Below are 23,125 nucleotides of genomic sequence, written 5' to 3' on the forward strand. Positions count from 1 at the left end.
AGCCGGTGAGCAGCAGCGAGGACCGAGGAGAGCGATGAAGGTCGACCTGAACGACACGAGCGCCAGCGCCGTCGCAGCCGCCCTCGTGAGGGCGCGCATCGCCGCTGGGAGCCCTGCGATGGGCATGGTGCTCACGCTCATCGTCGTCACCGACGAGGCCCGCTACTACGACGCGATGCGGGCGTCCCGTGTCATCTCGCGCGAGCACCCCGCACGGGTTCTCGGTGTCATCCTGCGGGAGAAGCGCGGGCCGGCGAGCCTCGACGCCCAGGTGCGCATCGGCAACGACAGCGCCGGCGAGTCGGTGATCCTGCGGATGAGCGGCGAGCTCACGCAGCACGCTGAGGGTGTCGTGCTTCCCCTCCTTCTCCCCGACTCCCCCGTCGTCGCGTGGTGGCCGGGGTCTGCCCCGAAGGCGCCCGCACAGGACCCGCTGGGGTCCTTGGCTACACGCCGGATCACCGATGCCGCCGCCTCGTCTCGCACCCGGCACGCCGCGATGATCCGGGTCGCCCGGGCGTACCAACCGGGTGACACCGACCTCGCCTGGACGCGGCTGACCCCGTGGCGTGCGCTCCTCGCCGCCGCACTCGACCAGGTCGAGCTCAAGGTCACGAGCGGCTCGGTCGTCGCCGAGCGAGGCAACCCGAGCGCAGACCTTCTCGCCGCCTGGCTCGAGGCGCGGCTCAAGGTGCCCGTGGAGCAGCACTCCTCGCGCGGCCCAGGGATCACCGAGGTGAGGCTGCACTCGACCATCGGTGATGTCGCGGTCGTGCGCCACGACGGTCGCAACGGACGGTTCGTCGTGCCCGGCGAGGCCGACCGCACGGTCGCGCTCCGGCGCCGCCCGACGGCCGAGCTGCTTGCGGAGGACCTCCGCCGGCTCGACGAGGACGACGTGTATCGCGAGACGATCGAGCGGCTGCTGCGGCGCGACTCCAGCAACGGGCGACCGGCCAAGAAGGTTGCGGCGAAGAAGACGACAGCACCGGCGAAGGGTGGAGCGTCCAAGACCGCCGCCAAGACCGCCGCCGCCAAGTCCGGGACCAGGACCGCTGCCGCCAGGTCCGGGTCGAAGGGCGGCGCGAAGGGCGGAGGTGGTGCACGGTGAACGACGACATCGAGCTGCTCGTCGAGCGCGACGCCGACAGCCTGGCTGCAGCGGTGGCCGATCAGCTCGTCTCGTCGATCGCGGCCCTCCAGGCGCAGGGGCATGTTCCGAGCATCGTGCTCACCGGCGGCACGATCGCCGGGTCGGTGCACCGGATGGTCGCGGCGCGGTCGGACGATCGTGTCGACTGGACCCGGGTCGAGCTCTTCTGGGGAGACGAGCGCTTCGTCCCTGCCGACAGCGGTGAGCGCAACGAACGCCAGGCGCGAGAGGCGCTGCTCGACCACGTGGGCGTGGATGCCTCGCGCGTCCATCCGATGCCTGCGGACGACGGCACCGTCTCCCTCGAGACGGCGGCTGCGGCGTACGCCGACGAGGTCCGCGACCGGGGGTTCGACATCGTCATGCTCGGCGTCGGCCCGGACGGACATGTCGCATCGCTGTTCCCCGGGAAGCCGTCGCTGACCGTGGTCGACCACGACACGATCGCCGAGGCCGACTCCCCCAAGCCGCCGCCGTCACGCATCAGCCTGACGTTCGCGGCGCTCAACCGCGGGCGCGAGGTCTGGCTCCTCGTCTCCGGCGAGGGCAAGGCCGACGCCGTCGCCAGCGCCATCGGCACCGGTGACGTCACGGCGACACCTGCAGCCGGCGTACGCGGCACCGAGCAGACGTTGTGGATGCTCGACGAGGGCGCGGCGTCGCGCCTGCCCCCAGACATGCGATGAGGCGTCGCGTCTCGACCGACGTCGGGGACGCCATGGTCGAGACGCGACGCCTCAGCTCACATCAGTAGATGACCTCACCGCGCGCACGTCGCGCCCGAAGCGTCTCGAGCGCCTCCGTGAGGATCTGCTCGGCCTCGACGTCGCTGCGACGCTCCTTCACGTAAGCGAGGTGCGTCTTGTACGGCTCGATCTTGGGTGCGGTCGGCGGGTTCTCGTGATCCTGGCTCGCCGGAAGACCGCACCGGGGACAGTCCCACGACTCGGGCACGTCGGCCTCGATCGCGAAGCTCAGCACCGTGGTGTGCGTGTTGGAACAGAAGAAGGAGATCGCCTGACGCGGCGCGGCATCTCCGCGCTCGGCCTCCCCCATCGGGCCCGAACCGACCCGACTTCCTCGAATGGCACCGCCTGACACCTATGGACTCCTCGTCCTCGTCACAGTCATCGCCACCGGCGCGCGCCGGGTCGATCAGAAGTGTAAAACGACGCGGCACCTCGGGTCGAGGTGCCGCGACGAAGAAATGTGTGTCAGTTGAACTTGAAGAGAAGGCCGAGCGCGACCACGCTGATCGCCCAGATCACGGCCGTCCCGACCGTGATGCGGTCGAGGTTGCGCTCGGCGACCGAGGAGCCTCCGAGGCTGCTCGAGACCCCGCCGCCGAACATGTCGGAGAGACCGCCGCCCCGGCCCTTGTGCATCAGCACGAGGACGATGAGCAGGAGGCTCGACAGGATGAGCAGGATCGAGAAGGTGAGGATCACGAGGGATCGTCCTTTGGTCGCGTCGTACGGTCAGGCGTGGCTCACGCCACGCCCGACAGATCAGGAAGGTCGTAGAACCGGCAGATGGCGGCGAACTCCTCCGCCTGGAGGCTCGCGCCTCCGACCAGGGCGCCGTCCACGTCGGGCTGGGCCATGATCGCGGCGGCGTTCGCTGCCTTCACCGATCCTCCGTACAGGATACGCACCCGCTCCGCCGCCTGCGAAGACCACGTCTTGGCGACCTGCGTGCGGATGGCCTCACAGACCTCCTGAGCATCGTCAGGGGTCGCCACCTCGCCGGTCCCGATGGCCCACACCGGCTCGTACGCGATGACCGCCTCGGCGACCTGGTCGGGGCTGAACCCGGCCAGCGAACCCTCCACCTGCTGCGTGCAGTGCGCGACGTGGGCGGCCTCGTTGCGGACCTCGAGGCCCTCACCGACGCACACGATCGGGGTCATGCCGGCGTCGATGGTCTTGAGCGCCTTCGCTGCGACGAGCGCATCGTCCTCGTGGTGGTACTCGCGACGCTCGGAGTGGCCGACGACGACGTAGGTGCACCCGAGCTTGGCGAGCATCGACGCCGAGATCTCACCCGTGTAGGCGCCGGAGTCGTGGACGGAGACGTCCTGGGCGCCGTAGCTGAGCCGCATCCGGTCGCCGTCGACGATCGTCTGCACGCTGCGCAGGTCGGTGAACGGCGGGAGGACCGTGACCTCGACCCGCTCGTAGTCGTGCTTCTTGTCCTGGAGGACCCAGGAGAGCTTCTGGACCAGGACCACCGCCTCCTGGTGGTTCTGGTTCATCTTCCAGTTGCCCGCGATGAGCGGGACGCGCTGCTGCGCCATGGTCGTCATCCCTCCAGGATCTGCAGGCCGGGCAGCTCGCGTCCCTCGAGGAACTCGAGAGAGGCACCGCCGCCGGTCGAGATGTGGCCGAACTGGCCGTCGTCGAACCCGAGCCGACGCACCGCGGCTGCCGAGTCGCCGCCACCGACGACCGACAGACCGTCGACCTCGGTGAGCGCCTGGGCGACCGCTTTCGTGCCGGCGGCGAACGCGGGAAACTCGAAGACGCCCATCGGTCCGTTCCAGAAGACCGTCCGCGACCCCGCGACGAGACGCGCGAACGCCTCACCGGAGTCGGGCCCGATGTCGAGGCCCATCTGGTCGGACGGGATCGCATCGGCCGCGACGGTGGTCGGAGGCGCGTCGGCGTCGAACGCCGGCGCGACGACGATGTCCGTGGGGAGGACGATCTCGACGCCCTTCTCCGCGGCACGGGCGAGGTAGCCCTTGACCGTCTCGACCTGGTCCGACTCGAGCAGCGAGGTGCCGACACCGTGGCCCTGGGCGGCGAGGAAGGTGAACACCATGCCCCCGCCGATCGCCAGCGCGTCGGCCTTGTCGATCAGGTTGTCGATGACCCCGAGCTTGTCCGAGACCTTCGAGCCACCCAGCACGACCGTGTAGGGCCGCTCCGGGTCCTCCGTCAGCCGCTTCAGGACGTCGACCTCGGCCAGGACGAGTCCGCCGGCGGCCGCGGGGAGCCGCTCGGCGATGTCGTACACGCTGGCCTGCTTGCGGTGCACCACGCCGAAGCCGTCGGACACGAACGCGTCACCGAGCTCGGCGAGCTGGTCGGCGAACGCGCCGCGCACGGCGTCGTCCTTGCTCGTCTCACCGGCGTTGAAGCGGACGTTCTCGAGGACGGCGATCTCACCGTCGGCGAGCCCGGCGACGACCTCGTGAGCAGACGCGCCCACGGTGTCGCTCGCGAAGGCCACGTCGAGCTCGAGCACCTCGGCGAGACGGACCGCCACCGGCTCCAACGAGTAGGCCGGGTCCGGCGCGCCCTTGGGTCGACCGAGGTGGGCGATCACGACGACCTTGGCACCCGCGTCGGCGAGGCGGCGGATCGTCGGGACGCTCGCGCGCACGCGGCCGTCGTCGGTGATGGTGGCGCCGTCGAGCGGGACGTTGAGGTCGCTGCGGACCAGAACGCGCTTGCCGCGCAGGTCACCGAGGTCGTCGATGGTCTTCACAGGGCTCCCCAGGAGATCGGACGGACGAACCTGGCCGACGCGCCGCTCAGAGCGACGAGCCGACGTACGAGGTCAGATCGACCAGGCGGTTGGAGTAGCCCCACTCGTTGTCGTACCAGCCGACGACCTTGACCTGGTCACCGATGACCTTCGTCAGACCGGAGTCGAAGATGCAGGACGCCGGGTCGGTGACGATGTCGGTCGAGACGATCGGGTCCTCGGTGTAGACGAGGTAGCCCTTGAGCGGGCCCTCCGCGGCGGCCTTGACGATCGCGTTGACCTCCTCGACCGACGTCTCGCGCGGGGCGGTGAACGTCAGGTCGGTGGCGGAGCCGGTCGGCACCGGCACGCGGAGGGCGTAGCCGTCGAGCTTGCCCTTGAGCTCGGGGAGCACGAGGCTCACGGCCTTCGCGGCACCCGTCGAGGTCGGGACGATGTTGAGCGCGGCGGCACGGGCACGACGGAGGTCGGAGTGCGGGCCGTCCTGGAGGTTCTGGTCCTGCGTGTAGGCGTGGATCGTGGTCATCAGGCCACGCTCGATGCCGAGACCGTCGTTGAGCGCCTTCGCCATCGGAGCGAGGCAGTTGGTGGTGCACGACGCGTTGGAGACGATGTGGTGCGACGCCGGGTCGTAGAGGTTCTCGTTGACGCCCATGACGACCGTGAGGTCCTCGTTCTTGGCGGGCGCGGAGATCAGCACCTTCTTGGCACCGGCGTCGATGTGCGCCTTGGCCTTGGTGGCGTCGGTGAAGAAGCCGGTCGACTCGATGACGATGTCGACACCGAGGTCGCCCCACGGCAGCGCCGACGGGTCGCGCTCCTCGAACGCCTTGATGCTGCGGCCGCCGACCGTGATCGAGGTCTCGTCGTAGGAGACGTCGTCGGCGAGACGGCCCAGGATCGAGTCGTACTTCAGGAGGGTCGCGAGGGTCTTGTTGTCGGTCAGGTCGTTGACGGCGACGACCTCGAAGTCCGCACCCGAGGCCAGCGCGGCCCGGAAGTAGTTGCGGCCGATCCGGCCGAATCCGTTGATTCCTACGCGCACGGTCACGACGCTCTCCTTCGAGGATCACTCATCAGGGTTGTTTGATCGACTTTCACGATCGATACGACCCTATCGCGGTCGTCAGACGACCACGCACAGGGCGTCAGCGCCTGAGATCAGGCCTCGTCGGCCAGCATCTCGTCGGTGAGGCTGGCCTCGGTGTCGGGGATCCCGAGCTCGGCAGCACGCTTGTCGGCCATGGCCAGCAGCCGCCGGATCCGACCTGCGATCGCATCCTTCGTGAGCGCGGGGTCGTGGAGCTGACCCAGCTCCTCCAGGCTCGCCTGCTTGTGCTCGACGCGCAACCGACCTGCCGTCTTCAGGTGGTCGGGGATGTCGTCCGCGAGGATCTCGAGCGCCCGCTGCACACGCGCTCCGGCGGCGACCGCCGCACGGGCGGACCGGCGCAGGTTGGCGTCGTCGAAGTTGGCGAGGCGGTTGGCGGTCGCCCGCACCTCGCGGCGCATCCGCCGCTCCTCCCACGCCAGCAGCGACTCGTGAGCGCCGAGACGCGTCAGCAGCGCCCCGATGGCCTCGCCGTCGCGGATCACGACACGGTCGACCCCGCGGACCTCGCGCGCCTTGCCCTGGATCCCGAGGCGGCGGGCGGCACCGACCAGCGCGAGCGCGGCCTCTGGGCCGGGGCAGGTCACCTCGAGCGCGGACGAACGACCGGGCTCGGTCAACGAGCCGCGGGCGAGGAACGCGCCGCGCCACGCAGCCACGGCGTCACAGGTGGCCCCGGACACCACCTGGGGCGGCAGACCGCGGATCGGACGGTTCGCCCCGTCGACGAGGCCCGTCTGGCGGGCGAGTGCGGCGCCGTCACGGGCGACCCGGACGACCCACCGGGTGCCCTTGCGGATCCCGGTGCCCTGGAGGACCTGGACCTCGCTCGCGTGCCCGTAGACGTCGGCGATGTCGTTGCGCAGCCGGCGGGCGGCGGCACCCGTGTCGACCTCCGCCTCGACGACGATCGCACCGCTGACGAGGTGCAGTCCGCCGCCGAACCTCAGCAACGACGAGACCTCCGCCTTGCGGCAGCACGCCTTCGTGACCGACGTGCTGGACAGCTCGGACTTCACCTGTGCGGTCATCGCCATACGCGTACTCCTCTGATTGTCCTCGTCGGCCCCTGACGTGGATCCTCCTGCGCAACTGTACGCGGGAGGTGGTCCGGGCGTGGCCCCCTGGAGGTGCTCTTGCACGACGATCTCGTGGTGCGTGCGGCCGGCTCCGGCCAGGTCAGGCCGGCGGCCGCATGATGCGTTCGTACGCGGCGGCGAGGCGCAGCGGATCGTGCTGCGCGGAGCCCCCACCGCGTGCGACCTCGTCGAGCACGAGCTCGGCGCCGAGGTCCTTCGCGGCGGCACTCAGCTTCGTGGCGTCGTCGACCGCGTCACGGTCGGCCAGGACGACGTCGACGTGCAGGTCGGGCGCGTGCGCGCCGATGACCTCGAGGTGGCGCTCGGGAGAGAAGCCTTCTGTCTCGCCGGTCTGCGCCTCGAGGTTGAGGACCAGCATCCGGCGCGCGCTGGTCTCGTGCAGCGCGCGCGACAGGTCAGGGACGAGCAGGTTCGGGATGACGCTGGTGAACCAGGACCCTGGTCCGACGACGACCCAGTCGGCGTCGCGGACGGCTTGCAGCGCCGGGAGCGAGGCCGGCGGATCGGTCGGGTCGAGCCGGACGCTCATCACGTCGCCCGCCGTGGTCGCGACCTCGGCCTGTCCGCGGACCACGTCGACGCTGCCGTCGGTCTGACGCACCGTGGCCTCGATGTCCAGCGGGATCGAGCTCATCGGGAGCACACGCCCGCGCGCGCCGAGGAGCCGGCCGATCCAGTCGAGCCCGTCGACGTGGTCTCCCAGCAGCTCCCACAGGCTGACGATGAGCAGGTTGCCGACCGCGTGCCCGCCGAGCTCTCCGGTGCTGTCGAAACGGTGCTGGAGCACCTGCGCCCAGGTGCGACCCCACTCGTCGTCGCCGCAGAGCGCCGCGAGCGCCTGTCTGAGGTCACCGGGCGGGAGGACCCCGAGCTCGTCACGGAGCCGGCCGGAGCTGCCCCCGTTGTCGGCGACCGTCACGATGGCGGTGATCTCGCCGGGGAGGTAGCGGAGTGCGGACAGGCTCGCGGCGAGCCCGTGGCCGCCGCCCATCGCGACCACCTTGCGCTGCGCGGTCGCGGAGACGGCCGGCACCACGCGGCGCCCGGGGGTGCTCACTCCCGCCCCAGGTCTCGGTGGACGACGAGGGTCCGGACGTCGTGCGCCCGCAGCCGCTCGGCGAGGGCCTCCGCCATCGCGACGCTGCGGTGACGGCCACCGGTGCAGCCGATCGCGAGCGACAGGAAACGCTTGTTCTCGCGGACGAACCCGTCGGTGAGGGTGGCGAGGAGCGACTCGTACTGGTCGAGGAACGGGATCGCGTCGGGCTGGCCCAGGACGTACTTGCTGACCGGGGCGTCGAGCCCGCTCAACGGTCGCAGGGCGTCGACCCAGAAGGGGTTCGGGAGGAACCGCATGTCGGCCACCATGTCGGCGTCCACGGGGATGCCGTACTTGAAGCCGAACGACACGATCGTGGCCCGCAGCGGGTGCTGCTCGGGGTCCTCGAACGCCGACGACACGCGCGCCGACAGCTGATGGACGTTGAGGCGGGTGGTGTCGATCACGAGGTCCGCCCGTGACCGCAGGTCGCGCAGCAGCTCGCGCTCCACACGGAAGCCGTCCACGAGCCGCCCCTCCGTCCGGAGCGGGTGCGGGCGGCGCGCTGCCTCCTGACGGCGTACGAGGACCTCGTCGGCCGCCTCCACGTAGATCACGGTGGTGCGCAGACCCTGGCTGCGCAGGTCCTCCAACGCGCCGGCCAGCGCGGGGAAGAACTGGCGCGACCGGGCGTCGACGACCACGCCGATGCGGGTGGCGACGTGGTTCTGGCCGAACAGCGCGATGGTGTCGCCGAGCAGCTGTGGCGGCAGGTTGTCGACCACGAAGTAGCCGAGGTCCTCGAGGACCTTCGCCACCGTGCTCTTGCCGGCCCCTGTCATGCCGGTGACGAGGACGATCTCGTCCACGCCGGACGTGCTGGCTCCCGAGACTGTCACGGCCCCTCCTCGATGATCTCGCCGGTCGTCATGTTGATCGCGGGCGCGGCCGGCGCGGCCCGCTCGGCGGTGAGCGCCTCGACGACGGCGGCGGCGGTGCGGGGGCCGAAGCCCGGCACCTCCGCGATCTCGTCGACGCTGGCCGCCCGCAGCTTCTTGAGCGAGCCGAATCGGCGCAGGAGCGCCCTGCGACGCACCTCGCCGAGACCTGGAACGTCGTCGAGGGCGCTCTCCACCATCGTCCGCGAACGGCGCCCGCGGTGGTGGGTGATGGCGAAACGGTGGGCCTCGTCACGCACCCGCTGGAGGAGGTAGAGGCCCTCGCTGCTCCGCGGGAGGATCACCGGGTCCTCCTCGCCGGGCAGCCACACCTCTTCGAGCCGCTTGGCGAGGCCGCACAGCGGGATGTCGTCGACGCCCAGCTCGCGCATCGCGGCGTGCGCGGCGGCGACCTGCGGCGGGCCTCCGTCCACGACGACCAGGCCGGGGGCGTACGCGAACTTGCGGGGCTTGCCGGTGTCGGGGTCCACGAGCTGCGGGCCGTCGCTCGGACGCCCCGCGGCACCGCTCTCGTCGTCGTCCGCACCGAGCTCGGGCGCGGCCAGCGCCGCGCGCTCGTCGAGGTATCGCCGGAAGCGCCGCGTGATCACCTCGTGCATGGAGGCGACGTCGTTCTGGCCCTCGACGCCGCGGACGACGAAGCGTCGGTACTCGGACTTGCGCGGCAGGCCGTCCTCGAACACCACCATCGACGCGACGACCTCGGTGCCCTGGAGGTTGGAGACGTCGTAGCACTCGATCCGCAGCGGCGCGGCCGGCAGCTCGAGCGCCGCCTGGAGCTCCTCGAGGGCGCGAGTGCGGGTGGTCAGGTCGCTGGCGCGCTTCGTCTTGTGCAGCACGAGCGACTGGGTGGCGTTGCGCTCGACCGTCTCCATCAGCGCGCGCTTGTCGCCCCGCTGCGGGACCCGGACCGCGACGCGGCTCCCCCGCTGCTGGCTGAGCCATGCGGCGACGGCCTCGACGTCGTCGGGGAGGGCGGGGACGAGCACCTCCCGCGGAATCGCATCGGCGTGCTCACCGTCGTACAGCTTCATCATGGCCCGCTCGACCATCTCGCCCGGCCCGGCGTCGTCGGTCTTGTCGGCGACCCAGCCCCGCTGGCCGCGGATCCGGCCGCCGCGGACGGAGAAGATCTGGATGCCGACCTCCAGCGGATCGTCGGCCAGCCCGATGACGTCGGCGTCGGTGGCGTCGCCGAGGACCACGGCGTTCTTGTCGAGGGCCTTGCGCAGCGCGTCGATGTCGTCGCGCAGGCGTGCCGCCCGCTCGTACTCCTGCTCCCCCGCCGCGGCCTTCATGTCGCGCTCCAGCCGCTTGATGTAGGTGGTGGTGTTGCCGGCCAGGAACGAGCAGAAGTCGTCGACGATCTCGCGGTGCTCCTCCGGGGTGACGCGTCCGACGCACGGGGCCGCGCACTTGCCGATGTAGCCGAGGAGGCACGGCCGACCGATCTGCGCGGAGCGCTTGAAGACGCCGTTGGTGCACGAGCGCATCGGGAACACCCGGAGCAGGAGGTCGACGGTCTCGCGGATCGCCCACGCGTGGCTGTAGGGACCGAAGTAGCGGACGCCCTTGCGCTTCGCGCCGCGCCCGACCGTGACCCGCGGGAACTCCTCGTTGAGCGTCACCGCCAGCCACGGGTAGGACTTGTCGTCGCGGTACTTGACGTTGAAGCGCGGGTCGTACTCCTTGATCCACGTGTACTCGAGCTGGAGGGCCTCGACCTCGTTGGACACCACCGTCCACTCGACGCTGGCGGCCGTCGTCACCATCTGCTGGGTGCGGGGGTGGAGACCTGCGATGTCCTGGAAGTAGGAGGACAGGCGCGGGCGCAGCGACTTGGCCTTGCCGACGTAGATCACCTGGCGGTGCTCGTCACGGAAGCGGTAGACACCGGGCGCGTCTGGGATGGACCCCGGGGCGGGCCGGTACGTCGCTGGATCTGCCACACGCCCACCCTACGAGGGCACCCCGACAGGCGGCGGAGCGTGTCAGACCAGGAAGATCGTGTCGCCGTCGACACGCACCTCGCGCGCCTTCAGCGACTGCTCGGCGGGACCCTGGACGACCGAGCCGTCCTTGGCCGAGAACTCGCTCCCGTGGCACGGGCAGATCATCACGTCGTCCTCGATCATGCTCACCGCGCAGCCCTGGTGGGTGCACACCGACGAGAAGCCCTCGAACGTGCCCTCGGTCGGCTGCGTCACGATGACCTTCTCGGACTCGAAGTAGTGACCGCTGCCGACGGGGACGTCGCTCGTCGGTCCGAGCTCCGTGCCGGTCGGGGCTGCGCCACCCTCGGTCGTGGGGTCGCCCTCGGGGGCCGTCGTCTCGCTCGCGGGCGGCGCGCTCGTGTCGCTGCTCGACGGCTCGTCGTCGGACCCGCAGGCTGCGAGGAGGCCGCCGGCGACGACCGTCCCGCCGACGGCGCCGGCTCCCTGGATGAGGGTGCGACGCTTCATCGGGCTGACGGTGCTTCGGATGTCGGTCATGCCTCGCCTCTCGTTGGTGGTGCAGTCGGTGGAACGTTCAACGATCCCCACAGCCGAGAGGTGCCCGCAACTTCACGGGCGCGGGCTCAGGACGACTTCTTGGCTGTTCGCTTCGCCACGGTCTTCTTCGCCACGGTCTTCTTCGCCGGCGACGCCTTCTTCGCGGCGACGGCCTTCTTGGCGGGCGCGGCCTTCGCCGCGGGGACAGCCTTCGCGGCCTCGCGCGCCGACGCACGGGCGGCCTTCGCCGACGCCGTACGACCGGACCCCTTGCGGGTACGTCCGACAGGAGCGAGGTCGAGGGCCGGCTGCGTGACGGGCTGCTTGGCCCCGCGCCCGTCGAGCAGCGGCTTGAGGAACTGGCCCGTGAAGCTGTCCGGGTTGGCGGCGACCGCCTCGGGCGTGCCCTCGGCGATCAGCGTGCCACCACGGGAACCGCCCTCGGGACCCATGTCGACCAGCCAGTCCGCGGTCTTGATGACGTCGAGGTTGTGCTCGATGACGATCACCGAGTTGCCCTGGTCGACGAGCTGCCCGAGGACGCCGAGGAGCTTGCGGATGTCCTCGAAGTGCAGGCCGGTGGTCGGCTCGTCGAGCACGTAGAGCGTCCGGCCCGTCTGGCGCTTCTGGAGCTCGGCGGCCAGCTTGACGCGCTGGGCCTCGCCTCCTGAGAGCGTCGGTGCGGGCTGACCCAGACGGACGTAGCCGAGACCGACCTCGGCGAGCGTCTTGAGATGGCGGGAGATCGCGGGGATCGCCTCGAAGAAGCTCAGCGCCTCCTCGATCGGCATGTCGAGGACCTCGGCGACGGTCTTGCCCTTGTAGTGGACCTCGAGCGTCTCGCGGTTGTAGCGCGCACCGTGGCACACCTCGCACGGGACGTAGACGTCGGGCAGGAAGTTCATCTCGATCTTGATGGTGCCGTCGCCGGAGCACGCCTCGCACCGGCCGCCCTTGACGTTGAACGAGAACCGGCCCTGCTGGTAGCCGCGGACCTTCGCCTCGGGCGTCGCCGCGAACAGCTTGCGGACGTGGTCCCAGACGCCGGTGTAGGTTGCCGGGTTCGAACGGGGCGTACGGCCGATCGGCGACTGGTCGACGTGGATGACCTTGTCGACCAGCTCGACGCCGGTGATGTCCTTGTGCCGGCCGGGGATCGTACGGGCGTTGTAGAGGGTGCGGGCGAGCGACGTGTAGAGGATGTCGTTGACGAGGGTCGACTTGCCCGACCCCGACACACCGGTCACCGCGACCAGCTGGCCGAGCGGGAACGCGACGTCGATGCCCCTGAGGTTGTGCTCGCGGGCCCCGCGGACCACGAGCTCGTGACCCTCTCGCCGCGGACGACGCTCAGCGGGGACGGCGATCTCCTTGCGGCCGGAGAGGTAGGCGCCCGTGAGCGAGTCCTCGGACGCGTAGAGCTCGTCGATCGGCCCCGAGACGAGCACCTGGCCACCGTGCTCGCCGGCTCCCGGACCGATGTCGACGACCCAGTCCGACGCGCGGATCGTGTCTTCGTCGTGCTCGACCACGATGAGTGTGTTGCCGAGGTCGCGGAGGCGGATCAGCGTCTCGATCAGGCGGTGGTTGTCGCGCTGGTGCAGACCGATCGACGGCTCGTCGAGCACGTAGAGCACGCCCACGAGGCCCGCACCGATCTGGGTGGCGAGACGGATGCGCTGCGCCTCGCCGCCGGACAGCGAACCCGCGGTGCGCTCGAGCGACAGGTAGTCGAGGCCCACGTCGAGGAGGAAGCGGAGCCGCTCGTGGATCTCCTTGAGCACCCGCTCGCCGATGTGGCGCTCGCGCTCGGACAGCTCGAGGTCGGAGAGGTAGCGCGCGGCCTCGTCGATCGACAGCGCGGCGACCTCGGCGATGTTCTTCTCGCCGAGGCTGGCGGAGCGCGTGGTGACGCCGAGGATCACGGGCTTGAGGCGGGTGCCGCCACAGGTGGGGCACGGCACCTCGCGCATGTATCCCTCGAGCCGCTCCCGGCTCATGTCGGACTCCGCCTCGGCGTGGCGACGCACGACGTACGGGATGACGCCCTCGAAGGAGCTCCAGTAGGAGCGCTCGCGCCCGTAGCGGTTGCGGTAGTGGACGTGCACCTGCGTCGGGTGACCCTCCAGCAGGGCCTTGCGTGCGGCCGTCGGGAGGTCTTCGTACGGGGTCGACGTCGAGAAGCCGAGCTCCTCGGCCAGCGCGTCGATCAGGCGTCCGAAGTAGTCGGCGACGTGGGCCGCCGACCAGGGCGCGATCGCCCCGTCGTCGAGGGAGAGCGACGGGTCGGGGACGACGAGCTCGGGGTCGACCTCCATCCGGGTGCCGAGCCCGCTGCACTCCGGGCACGCACCGAACGGCGCGTTGAACGAGAACGACCGGGGCTCGAGCTCGTCGACGGCCAGCGGGTGCTCGTTGGGGCAGGCCAGCTTCTCGGAGAACCGGCGCACCCGACCCGGATCGTCCTCGGGAAGGTCGACGAAGTCGAGGAGCACGAGCCCGTCGGCGAGGTTGAGCGCGGTCTCCACGGAGTCGGTGATCCGTTGCTGCGAGGTGGGCTTGACCGCCAGACGGTCGACGACGACCTCGATGTGGTGCTTCTTCTGCTTAGCCAGGGTGGGCGGCTCGTCGGCGAGGTTGTGCACGGCGCCGTCGACCCGTGCGCGGCTGTATCCCTGGGACTGCAGCTGACGGAAGAGATCGAGGTACTCGCCCTTGCGGCCGCGGATCACCGGCGCGAGCACCTGGAAGCGGGTGCCCTCCTCCATCTCCATGATCCGGTCGACGATCTGCTGCGGCGTCTGCTTGGTGATCGGCTCGCCGCAGGTCGGGCAGTGCGGGTGGCCGATGCGGGCGTAGAGCAGACGGAGGTAGTCGTAGACCTCGGTGATGGTGCCGACCGTCGAGCGCGGGTTGCGCGAGGTCGACTTCTGGTCGATCGAGACCGCCGGCGACAGGCCCTCGATGAAGTCGACGTCGGGCTTGTCCATCTGCCCGAGGAACTGGCGGGCGTACGCCGAGAGGCTCTCGACGTAGCGGCGCTGGCCCTCGGCGAAGATGGTGTCGAACGCCAGCGACGACTTGCCGGAGCCCGAGAGGCCCGTGAAGACGATCATCGCGTCACGCGGAAGCTCGAGGGAGACGTCCTTGAGATTGTGCTCGCGGGCGCCGCGGATGAGCAGTCGATCTGCCACGTGATCAGCCTTCCTGGGGGTCTCGCCGGTCGAAGGAGGGGGCCGCTGCTCGCGGCCAGGGCAGGACTCGACCCACCTCCTCAATCGTACTGTCGGGGTCCGACAAGTCCGATCCGGCGAATCTGACAGGGTGGCCCCATGGCGACGCCGAACGACGTGATCGACCTTGTGGACTCCCGTACGAGCGAGCTGCTGCTGGTGCTCGACTCCCTGGCAGACGCGGACATGCGCGCCCCGAGCCTGCTGCCCGGTTGGACGCGCGGCCACGTGGTCACGCACCTCGCCCGCAACGCCGACGCGCTCGACAACCTGTTCCGGTGGGCCGAGACCGGGGAGGAGACGCCGGCGTACGTCTCCCGCGAGGCGCGCGACGCCGACATCGAGGCAGGTGCGCACCGCAGCGCCGACGCGCTGCTCGACGACCTCACGGCAGCGTCCTTGCGTTGGATCGTCACCGCACGCCGACTCCCGGAGCTCGCCTGGGACCGCGTCGTCCTCCACCGGCCCGGCCGGGAGATCCCGGGGTCGTGGATCCCGATGCTGCGCGCCGGGGAGGTCATCCTCCACCACTACGACCTCGACCTCGGGTACGAGCCGGACCAGTGGCCGGGCGGCTGGGTCTCCCTCGCCCTGCACGACGCTGCCCGTGAGCTGACCGACCGGGCCGGCGAGCCGCTGGCACTGCGGGCGATCGACTCCGGGTTCGGCGTCGGCGACGGCGGAGGGCGTACCGTCTCGGGCACACAGGCGGACCTGCTCGCCTGGGTCACCCGAGGCCGGGTGGGCCCCAGCCTCACCACCGCGGGCGACCTGCCCGAGCTCGGACCGTGGCGCTGAGCCAGCGTCGTACCCACAGGAGGAAGAACGATGTCGTACACCGGCAAGGTCAACGTCGGCGGGACACCGGACGTCCATGAGCTCGCCGACCTCATCATCACCAAGGTCGCCGTCGGACCGATGAGCAACAACGCGTACGTCCTGCGCTGCCGTCACACCGACGAGCAGGTGCTGGTCGACGCCGCCAACGACGCGGGCACGCTGATCGACGTGATCGGCGACGCGGGGCTCGCCGCCGTCGTCACCACGCACGGCCACGGCGACCACTGGCAGGCCCTGGCGGCGGTCGTCGAGGCGACGGGCGCCCGCAGCCTCGCCGGCGCCGACGACGCCGAGGCGATCGGCGCCCCCGTCGACGCGGTGCTGACGGCGGGCGACGAGGTCGCCGTCGGACGGTCACGGCTCGAGGTCATCCACCTCGTCGGGCACACGCCAGGGTCGATCGCTCTCCTGTACGACGACCCCGACGGCATGCCGCACCTCTTCACGGGCGACTCGCTCTTCCCAGGCGGTGTGGGCAAGACGTGGTCGCACGACGACTTCGTCAGCCTCATCGACGACGTGGAGCGCAAGGTGTTCGACCGGCTGCCCGACGAGACGTGGTTCTACCCGGGTCACGGCGACGACTCCACGCTCGGGGCGGAGCGCCCGCACCTTGCGGAGTGGCGGGAGCGCGGCTGGTAGGCGCCCCGTCGCTTGACAGGCCCACTGACCGTGGCGAGGGTTGGTTGCGGTCCGCAACCCCGACGACGTCAAGGAGACCCGCCCGTGCTTCGACGCACCGTGCTCGCACTCATCACCGCGCTCGCTGTCGTGCTGGCGACACCGACGCTCCTGTCCGCTCCGGCCGACGCCGCCGGCAAGAGGACGCAGACCTACTCGGGGTCCGGCCTGCGCGCGAGCCTCACGGTCGACTTCAAGCCCGGCTTCGAGTGGACCCTGCGCGGCTGGGTCAAGGACGTCTGCGACTCCAAGGGCCGCGGAGACGGCCGGGGTGTGTACATGGAAAACCCGGACGCCCTCGTCAAGACCAAGAAGAACGGCTGGAAGGTCGTCGGCGGCTGGTTCGGCCAGGGCAGCGACACCAACGGGTGCGGCAACGGCAAGGTCAAGATCAGCAAGCGCCGCATGACGCAGACGGGCAAGACGATGAAGTTCGAGGCCCTGCGCATCAAGGTCTGCGCACGGAAGGGCAAGAACGATCCGGCGCCGCTCTGCTACGTCCGCGTCTGGTACAACCCCTACTACTGAGCGGCCGGCCGCACGCCTGACGTCGAGGCTCAGGCTGCGACAGCGACGCCGCGGTCGGAGAGAGCGGCCAGCTCGGCCGTGGTCATCCGCAGGGTCGGGTCGCGCTCCTCCCACACCTCGTCGAGGACGTGCTCCTCGAACGCCGGGGCAGCGGGTGCCGGCGCCGAGACGACAAGCGCCTCGCATGGCTCGAGATCAGCGACGGACTCAGCGGCCGCCTCGCGGTCGGCGCGCTTCTTGGCGTGGATGACCCACAGGGTCTGCCCGCCGATCACCACCCAGATGAGGTTCGCCGCTGCCGACGGCCAGATCCCGTTGAAGGCCGCCACGCCACCCATCAAGCCGGCGCCGAGGAAGTTGGCGGACTGGTAGCGCGCCGAGGCTGCGTTCCAGCGTCCGCGGCTGACGAGAAGGTACGCGGCTGCGCCCGCGACAGCGCCGAACCACCCGAGGGCGGTGACGAAGTCGGCGACCGAGAACATGTGCGGCTCCGAAGGGGTCGTACGTGGATGAGGGGAAGGTGTCTCCGTCCGGGCCTGGCCAGCGGCGGCGACATGTCCCAGTGTGCGCGGCGAACACCTTAAGCACAATCGAGCCTTTCTTGATCAGCCATTTAGCATTGCTGAATGGCTGCCATCGATCCCCGCAGGCTCGCGTTCCTCCTCGCCGTCTACCGCACGGGCGGCATCCTGGCCGCTGCGGATGAGTTGAAGGTCACACCGTCTGCCGTGTCGCAGCAGATCGCCCGCCTCGAGTCGGAGGAGGGCCTCGACGTCCTGGTGCGCGGGCCACGCGGGGTCACCCTCACCCCGGAGGGACGCGTGCTGGCGGAGGCGGCGGAGCGGATCGAGGCCGAGCTCGTCGAGGCCCGGAAGACGCTCGCGACGATGGGTGACGACGTGTCCGGGCGGGTCGCGCTCGGAGCGTTCCAGACGTCGATCCAGGCGATCGTCGGGCCGGCTCTCGGCTCGGTGCGCGAGGACTTCCCCGGGATCGAGGTCGCCGTCACCGAGCACGAGCCCGACGACGCGCTGCGCCTGCTGCGGGCCGGTGACCTCGACCTCGTCCTGCTCGAGCAGGACGAGGACGCCCCCGGCACGACGCCCCGCGGGACTCACGACGTCATCCTGCTCGACGAGCCGTGGCGCGTCGTCATCCCCACTGCGTTCCCGACCCCGACCCAGGCCGCCGACCTCGCCGAGGCATCCTGGCTCGGAGCCGAGCGCCACACCGCGGCCGCGCGTGCGCTGGAGCGCCTCGCGGCCACGCTCGGGGGCAGACTGCGCACCGTCCACCAGGTCATGAGCTTCGAGGCGGCGTACGCCCTCGTGGCCGCCGGCGAGGGCGTGGCGCTCGTGCCGGCCCTGGCGCTGCAGCGAGGCGTACCGTCGGGCGTCGAAGTCGTGCCGCTCCCCGGCCTGGGGTCGCGCCGTGTGGTCGCGCGGCACCGGCAGAGCCGCCGCGAGCCCGGACCCGCGGTCTCGACGGTCCTCGACGCGCTCCTCGCCGCGGCCACGCAGGTCGACCTGCTCTGAGCGCGGCGTACGCCTCTACTTCGACGCACTGTGGCCGCCGGCCGACCCTGTGGCCCGACCTGGACGGAAGAGCGGACGGTCGGGGTTCGCCGGACGCAGCTTCGCGGCAGACACCCACTGCTCGACCAGCGTCCCCTCCCCCGCCGTCCCGGGCACGAACGCGACCCGCGCGACCCAACCCTGCGACTCACGCCGCCACTCGATGACGAGTCCCGGATAGGCGTCGGTCTCGTACCGGCTCAGCTGGACCCACACGTGCCGGACGCCACTGCCCCCGCCTGTCGGAGCGACGGAGCGCTCGTCGTTGCCGTAGCGTCTGTTCGTGCCCACGCGGGCAAGGATACGCCCGAGTCGAACACATGTTCGACCAACGCCATGGTTCCTCTTGCAGGGCGCATCGCACGGCACCAGAGTGGACGTGAACGCCGACGAGAGGGTCACCATGAGCGAGAGCGGCAGCGACACCGCGAGAACGGACCCCGACGGCCCGCCGGAGCTGCGGCGCTTCCTCACGCCGAAGCTGCTCCTGCTGTTCATCGTCGGCGACATCCTCGGCACGGGCGTCTACGCCCTGACGGGTCAGGTTGCCGCAGAGGTCGGGGGCGCCGCGTGGCTCCCGTTCCTCCTGGCGTTCGCCATCGCCACGCTCACCGCCTTCTCCTACCTCGAGCTCGTCACGAAGTACCCGCAGGCGGCCGGCGCGGCGCTCTACACGCACAAGGCTTTCGGGATCCACTTCCTCACTTTCCTCGTCGCGTTCGCGGTTCTGTCCTCAGGCATCACGTCGGCGTCGACAGCGTCCCGCGTCTTCTCACGCAGCCTCGACCAGGGGTTCGACCTGGGGCTGGGCGAGAACGGCATCCTGCTCGTGGCACTGCTCTTCATGCTGCTGCTCGCGGCGGTCAACCTACGGGGCGTCGCGCACGGCATCATGACGAACGTCGTCCTGACCCTCGTCGAGCTCACCGGCCTCCTGCTCGTCCTGTTCGTCGGCCTGTGGGCGATGTCGCAGGGCGACGCCGACTTCTCCCGCGTGGTCGCATTCGACACGCCGGAGGACAAGAACGTCTTCCTCGCCGTGACGACGGCGACCTCGCTCGCGTTCTTCGCGATGGTGGGGTTCGAGGACTCCGTCAACATGGCGGAGGAGACCAAGGACCCGGTCTCGACGTTCCCCCGCATCATGCTGACCGGCCTGTCGATCACCGGCCTGATCTACGTGCTCGTCTCCATCACGGCGGTCGCGCTGGTACCCGTCGGCCAGCTCGCCGCGAGCGAGACGCCGTTGCTCACCGTCGTGGAGATCGGCGCCCCCGACCTGCCGATCGACGAGATCTATCCGTTCATCACGATGTTCGCGGTCGCGAACACCGCGCTGATCAACATGCTGATGGCGAGCCGCCTGCTGTACGGCATGGCGAAGCAGCACGTCCTCCCCGCGCCGCTCGCGCACGTCGGGCGCCGGAGCCAGACCCCCTGGGTCGCCATCCTCTTCACCACGCTGCTCGCGCTCGGCCTGATCACGTACGTGTTCAACGCCAGCGACGACGCCGTCACCGCGCTCGGGGGGACGACCGCGCTGCTGCTGCTCGGCGTGTTCACGATCGTCAACATCGCGGTGCTCGTGCTGCGCCGCGACCGTGTCGACACGAACCACTTCGTCGCGCCGACGATCATCCCGGTGATCGCCGGCATCACCTCGCTCTACCTGGTGACGCCGCTGTCCGGCCGCGATGCCGAGCAGTACGAGGTCGCGGGGCTGATGCTGGGCATCGGCGTCGTCCTGTGGGCGATCACGTGGGTCATCAACCGCGCCTTCTTCGGCGAGCGCACCTACGTGAAGGACCCCGCCGACCTCGAGTGAGGTCGACGGGGTCCGTCCGGTGCTGCGTCAGCGACGGATCACCAGAAGCGCTTGCGCCACCAGCGCGGGAAGAAGCCGATCGCTCCCGCCTTGGCCACGCGCTCGCTCCTGGCGAATCCCTGCCACTTCTCGCGCTTGTGCTTGCTCGTGAGCCCGAGCTTGCGGGTACAGCCGGGCCATGCGCCCCAGCCCTGCCCCTTGAGGACCTTCTCCGCGACCGCGATCTGCTCGCGGCGCTTGGCCTTGTACGCCACCGACGCGTACTTCTTGCCCCCGTAGGCGCGCCACGTGCCGGGATTGAACTGGAGGCCGCCGTGGTAGCCGTTGCCCGTGTTGATGTGCCACCGACCGCCCGCCTCGCACTTGGCGAGACGCTCCCAGGTCCTGTCCTTGGCTGCGCTGGCCGGTGAGCTGGTGAAGACCAGCAGACCGGCGACGAGCCCCGCGAGCGCGAGCGAGATGGCGACGCCGCGCTTGGCGGCGCGCAAGACGTTGTTCATGAATGTTCCTTCACAACGCCTGAGGGGTTAGCTGTCGGGTTCGGGCCGAAGGTGCCCGGCCTTGCCGCGTGGTGCGCGACGAGGCTTCACCCCAAGGAGCCGTGGCTCCGGATATGGGTTCCCCACTCCCGCCCGTTCGATGCTCGTGGTTCGCCGGCCCCGTGACCGGCCTTCCGGGGTAGATCTCGCTCGTGGGCGGGACTCGGCGTCGAGCAAGATCCCAGTCAGACTAACCCACCCAAACAAGACATCAAGGGATAGAAGCCGCTTGGGGTGAAATAGCGCCCCCTCGACCGCGCTCGCTCCCGGCGCGGTGAGCCTGGTCCCACCGGCGACGCCTCGCGGTGAGCCTGGTCCCACCGGCGACGCCTCGCGGTGAGCCTGGTCCCACCGGCACGTGCCGCGGTGGGACCACGCTCACCGCTCTCCGGACCTCAAGGCCCGCAGGCCACCCGCACGCCAGCTGCTCGTCCACACCCGCGCGGCCGAGGTAGGCGTCCACAGCAGGAGTACGAGACACGGCGGCTTCCGTGACGTCTCGCGTGTGATGGCGGGGTGCCCGCGCCGACGCCGATTCCCGACTCGCTCCTCCACGGCCCGTTCACCCGCGCAGAGGCGAAGCGCACCGGCCTTCCGTCGAAGGCCCTCCTCGGCAAGCGGTTCACGCGCGTCCATCCGCGGGTGTGGGTCCACGTCGACCACCCGATGTCGGACCTCGACCTCATCACCGCTGCGGCGCTCGCCGCACCGTCGTACGCGAAGCTCACCGATGCCGCGCGGCTCCGAGCCCTCGGCTACGACGATCTTCCGCTGCGTCCGATCTGCTTCGTGGTCCCGGACGACCACCATGTGGCGCTGGACGGAGTCCTCGTCCACCGGACCAAGACCATGCCGCCGCTCGACGACGTCGGAGCGACGCCCGCCGCCGCGTTCATCGGGTGCTGCGCCGAGGAGCGGTTGATCGACCTGATCGCCGCCGGTGACTGGCTCGTCCGGCACGGCCATACCTCGATCGCCGCGATCGTCGAGCTCGCGGCACGCGACGACTGGCGGCCCGGCGCCGCACGAGCCCTCGAGGTCGCCCCTCAGCTGAATCCCCGCGCCCGGTCACCTCGGGAGTCCAAGCTGCGCGCCTACCTGGTCGCCGCGGGACTGCCCGTGCCGGAGGTGAACGTCGAGCTCGAGGTCGACGGCAGGATGCTCGGTTGCGTCGATCTCCTCTACCGCCGCTGGATGCTCGTCATCGAGTACGAGGGCCGACAGCACGCGGAGGACGACCACCAGTTCAACGTGGACATCAGTCGGTACGAAGGGTTCCGCGACCGCCGCGTCACGTACGTCCAGGTCACCAACGGCCGGTTCGCGAACCCGCGCGCTCTTGTGATCCTCGTGCACCAGAAGCTGGTCGCGTGCGGCTACGACGGCCCAGCACCGTCGTTCGGCCAGCGGTGGCGTGACCTGATCGCTCCCGTCCCGGGCGCGCACGCACGGCGGCGGTGAGCCAGGTCCCACCGAAACCACTTCGGGTGGGACCCAGCTCACCGCCGCATCGTGCAAGCGCTCGTGACTGCAGCCCGCGTCAGGTCTGCGGGATGTCCTCACGCTCGTCCGGGCGCTGCGGCGGCGGCTGGTTGCGCGTCTTCCACAGGCTCGCGGCCGCCGTGAACCCGAGGACCACGATGATCACCGCGAGGCTCATCAGCGTCGGGATCTCCGGCACGTCCACGTGCTCGCCACCGTTGATGAACGGCAGCTCGTTGGTGTGGAGCGCGTGCAGGGTCAGCTTGATGCCGATGAACGCGAGGATCACGGACAGGCCGAGCGAGAGGTAGACCAGGCGCTGCAGCAGTCCGCCGAGCAGGAAGTAGAGCTGACGCAGACCCATGAGGGCGAAGATGTTCGCCGTCAGGACCAGGTACGGCTCCTTGGTGATGCCGTAGATCGCCGGGATCGAGTCGAGCGCGAACAGCAGGTCCGTGCTGCCGAGCGCCAGGATCACCAGGAACATCGGCGTCAGGAACCGCTTGCCGTCGATGCGGATGGCCATCTTCATACCGTGGAACTCGTCGGTGACGCTGAAGTGGCGTTCGGCGAACCGGACGACCGCGTTGTCGCCGGCTTCCTCGTCGTCGTGGTTGCGGTAGCTCTTGACCAGGCCGTACGCGGTGTAGACGAGGAACAGGCCGAAGATGTAGAAGACCCAGCTGAAGTTGTTGATCGCGGCAGCGCCGAGCCCGATGAAGATCGCACGGAAGATCAGCGCGAGGATGATGCCGATCATCAGGGCTTCCTGCTGGTAGACCCTCGGCACCTTGAAGCTCGCCATGATGATGATGAAGATGAACAGGTTGTCCACCGAGAGGCTGTACTCGGTGAGCCAGCCGGTGAAGAACTCGAGACCGTACTGGCCGCCGTGGAAGCTCGAGACCCACACACCGAAGGCGATGGCCAGCCCGACGTACACCGAGAGGGCGAGGCCGGCCTCCTTCATGGAGGGCTCGTGCGGTCTGCGGGCGATCACGACGACATCGAAGAGGAGCACGGCGACGGTGACGCCGATCGTGATCCACCACTCGAGGGGTGTGACGTTCATACGGT

General features: G+C 70.1%; 23 protein-coding genes and 1 riboswitch. Of the genes, 8 read left to right on the top strand and 15 right to left on the bottom strand.

Features of this window, described 5'->3' with window-relative positions; all coding sequences use genetic code 11:
- The first annotated feature begins 34 nt into the window (after nt 1–34).
- Together AB3M34_RS12140 and pgl are read left to right on the top strand one after the other, a co-directional pair.
- A complete protein-coding gene (locus AB3M34_RS12140; RefSeq protein ID WP_370614169.1) occupies nt 35–1,111 on the top strand; it encodes a glucose-6-phosphate dehydrogenase assembly protein OpcA in 1,077 nt (358 codons plus the stop codon).
- A complete protein-coding gene (gene pgl, locus AB3M34_RS12145; protein ID WP_370614171.1) occupies nt 1,108–1,839 on the top strand; it encodes a 6-phosphogluconolactonase in 732 nt (243 codons plus the stop codon). Before AB3M34_RS12140 ends, pgl begins: the two co-directional genes overlap by 4 nt.
- 61 nt (nt 1,840–1,900) lie before the next feature.
- Here the strand turns inward: pgl and AB3M34_RS12150 are convergent, their stop codons facing one another.
- From AB3M34_RS12150 to uvrA, 11 genes are all read right to left on the bottom strand, one after another.
- Nucleotides 1,901–2,254, bottom strand: coding sequence for an RNA polymerase-binding protein RbpA (locus AB3M34_RS12150; RefSeq protein ID WP_370614173.1), 354 nt, complete (start codon nt 2,252–2,254; stop codon nt 1,901–1,903).
- Between the two features lie 113 nt (nt 2,255–2,367).
- Nucleotides 2,368–2,601, bottom strand: coding sequence for a preprotein translocase subunit SecG (secG, locus tag AB3M34_RS12155; RefSeq protein ID WP_370614174.1), 234 nt, complete (start codon nt 2,599–2,601; stop codon nt 2,368–2,370).
- Between the two features lie 41 nt (nt 2,602–2,642).
- On the bottom strand, nt 2,643–3,449 hold the full coding sequence (tpiA, locus tag AB3M34_RS12160) for a triose-phosphate isomerase (RefSeq protein ID WP_370620007.1): 807 nt from the start codon (nt 3,447–3,449) through the stop codon (nt 2,643–2,645).
- Between the two features lie 5 nt (nt 3,450–3,454).
- Nucleotides 3,455–4,645: a phosphoglycerate kinase gene (locus AB3M34_RS12165; protein WP_370614175.1), complete on the bottom strand. Its 1,191-nt coding sequence runs from the start codon at nt 4,643–4,645 to the stop codon at nt 3,455–3,457.
- Nucleotides 4,646–4,691: 46 nt separating this feature from the next.
- Nucleotides 4,692–5,696, bottom strand: coding sequence for a type I glyceraldehyde-3-phosphate dehydrogenase (gene gap, locus AB3M34_RS12170; protein WP_370614176.1), 1,005 nt, complete (start codon nt 5,694–5,696; stop codon nt 4,692–4,694).
- 110 nt (nt 5,697–5,806) lie between these two features.
- Nucleotides 5,807–6,793 (bottom strand): DNA-binding protein WhiA, encoded by a 987-nt coding sequence (gene whiA / locus AB3M34_RS12175; protein WP_370614177.1) that lies wholly within the window; start codon nt 6,791–6,793, stop codon nt 5,807–5,809.
- A 142-nt stretch (nt 6,794–6,935) separates the two neighbouring features.
- Nucleotides 6,936–7,847 carry a gluconeogenesis factor YvcK family protein gene (locus AB3M34_RS12180; RefSeq protein WP_370620009.1) on the bottom strand — a complete coding sequence of 304 codons (912 nt, stop codon included), beginning with the start codon at nt 7,845–7,847 and terminating at the stop codon, nt 6,936–6,938.
- A 62-nt stretch (nt 7,848–7,909) separates the two neighbouring features.
- Nucleotides 7,910–8,794 (bottom strand): RNase adapter RapZ, encoded by an 885-nt coding sequence (gene rapZ, locus AB3M34_RS12185; RefSeq protein WP_370614178.1) that lies wholly within the window; start codon nt 8,792–8,794, stop codon nt 7,910–7,912.
- A complete protein-coding gene (gene uvrC, locus AB3M34_RS12190) occupies nt 8,791–10,803 on the bottom strand; it encodes an excinuclease ABC subunit UvrC (protein ID WP_370614179.1) in 2,013 nt (670 codons plus the stop codon). The genes rapZ and uvrC overlap by 4 nt, the downstream gene beginning before the upstream one ends.
- Before the next feature lie 42 nt (nt 10,804–10,845).
- A complete protein-coding gene (locus AB3M34_RS12195) occupies nt 10,846–11,346 on the bottom strand; it encodes a Rieske (2Fe-2S) protein (protein WP_370614180.1) in 501 nt (166 codons plus the stop codon).
- Between the two features lie 86 nt (nt 11,347–11,432).
- Nucleotides 11,433–14,540, bottom strand: coding sequence for an excinuclease ABC subunit UvrA (uvrA, locus tag AB3M34_RS12200; protein WP_370614182.1), 3,108 nt, complete (start codon nt 14,538–14,540; stop codon nt 11,433–11,435).
- Nucleotides 14,541–14,678: 138 nt separating this feature from the next.
- Here uvrA and AB3M34_RS12205 point away from each other — a divergent pair, with 138 nt between their 5' ends.
- The 3 genes from AB3M34_RS12205 to AB3M34_RS12215 all read left to right on the top strand — a co-directional run bounded on the left by AB3M34_RS12205 (nt 14,679) and on the right by AB3M34_RS12215 (nt 16,628).
- Nucleotides 14,679–15,377: a maleylpyruvate isomerase family mycothiol-dependent enzyme gene (locus AB3M34_RS12205; RefSeq protein WP_370614183.1), complete on the top strand. Its 699-nt coding sequence runs from the start codon at nt 14,679–14,681 to the stop codon at nt 15,375–15,377.
- A 30-nt stretch (nt 15,378–15,407) separates the two neighbouring features.
- On the top strand, nt 15,408–16,061 hold the full coding sequence (locus AB3M34_RS12210) for an MBL fold metallo-hydrolase (protein ID WP_370614185.1): 654 nt from the start codon (nt 15,408–15,410) through the stop codon (nt 16,059–16,061).
- Between the two features lie 84 nt (nt 16,062–16,145).
- The gene (locus AB3M34_RS12215) at nt 16,146–16,628 is read left to right on the top strand and encodes a hypothetical protein (protein WP_370614186.1); all 483 of its coding nucleotides are present in this window, start codon (nt 16,146–16,148) and stop codon (nt 16,626–16,628) included.
- Between the two features lie 29 nt (nt 16,629–16,657).
- Here AB3M34_RS12215 and AB3M34_RS12220 read toward each other — a convergent pair whose 3' ends face one another.
- The gene (locus AB3M34_RS12220; protein ID WP_370614187.1) at nt 16,658–17,110 is read right to left on the bottom strand and encodes a hypothetical protein; all 453 of its coding nucleotides are present in this window, start codon (nt 17,108–17,110) and stop codon (nt 16,658–16,660) included.
- A gap of 144 nt (nt 17,111–17,254) precedes the next feature.
- Between AB3M34_RS12220 and AB3M34_RS12225 the strand changes: the two genes are divergently transcribed.
- Complete coding sequence (locus tag AB3M34_RS12225; protein ID WP_370614188.1) at nt 17,255–18,163, top strand: LysR family transcriptional regulator; 909 nt, start codon at nt 17,255–17,257, stop codon at nt 18,161–18,163.
- Nucleotides 18,164–18,178: 15 nt separating this feature from the next.
- On the opposite strand, the gene AB3M34_RS12230 is transcribed toward AB3M34_RS12225, so the two are convergent.
- A complete protein-coding gene (locus tag AB3M34_RS12230; protein ID WP_370614189.1) occupies nt 18,179–18,493 on the bottom strand; it encodes a hypothetical protein in 315 nt (104 codons plus the stop codon).
- Nucleotides 18,494–18,605: 112 nt separating this feature from the next.
- On the opposite strand from AB3M34_RS12230, the gene AB3M34_RS12235 reads away from it, so the two are divergent.
- Nucleotides 18,606–20,027: an APC family permease gene (locus tag AB3M34_RS12235; RefSeq protein ID WP_370614190.1), complete on the top strand. Its 1,422-nt coding sequence runs from the start codon at nt 18,606–18,608 to the stop codon at nt 20,025–20,027.
- A 38-nt stretch (nt 20,028–20,065) separates the two neighbouring features.
- Here AB3M34_RS12235 and AB3M34_RS12240 read toward each other — a convergent pair whose 3' ends face one another.
- Complete coding sequence (locus AB3M34_RS12240; RefSeq protein ID WP_370614192.1) at nt 20,066–20,527, bottom strand: transglycosylase family protein; 462 nt, start codon at nt 20,525–20,527, stop codon at nt 20,066–20,068.
- 2 nt (nt 20,528–20,529) lie between these two features.
- Nucleotides 20,530–20,679, bottom strand: a riboswitch (cyclic di-AMP (ydaO/yuaA leader).
- Between the two features lie 403 nt (nt 20,680–21,082).
- Here AB3M34_RS12240 and AB3M34_RS12245 point away from each other — a divergent pair.
- Nucleotides 21,083–22,027, top strand: coding sequence for a hypothetical protein (locus AB3M34_RS12245; RefSeq protein WP_370614194.1), 945 nt, complete (start codon nt 21,083–21,085; stop codon nt 22,025–22,027).
- 79 nt (nt 22,028–22,106) lie between these two features.
- Here the strand turns inward: AB3M34_RS12245 and AB3M34_RS12250 are convergent, their stop codons facing one another.
- Nucleotides 22,107–23,120, bottom strand: coding sequence for a TerC family protein (locus AB3M34_RS12250; RefSeq protein ID WP_370614196.1), 1,014 nt, complete (start codon nt 23,118–23,120; stop codon nt 22,107–22,109).
- Between the last annotated feature and the right edge of the window lie 5 nt (nt 23,121–23,125).

Source organism: Mumia sp. Pv4-285, from assembly GCF_041320275.1.
GTDB classification, from domain to species: Bacteria; Actinomycetota; Actinomycetes; order Propionibacteriales; family Nocardioidaceae; genus Mumia; species Mumia qirimensis.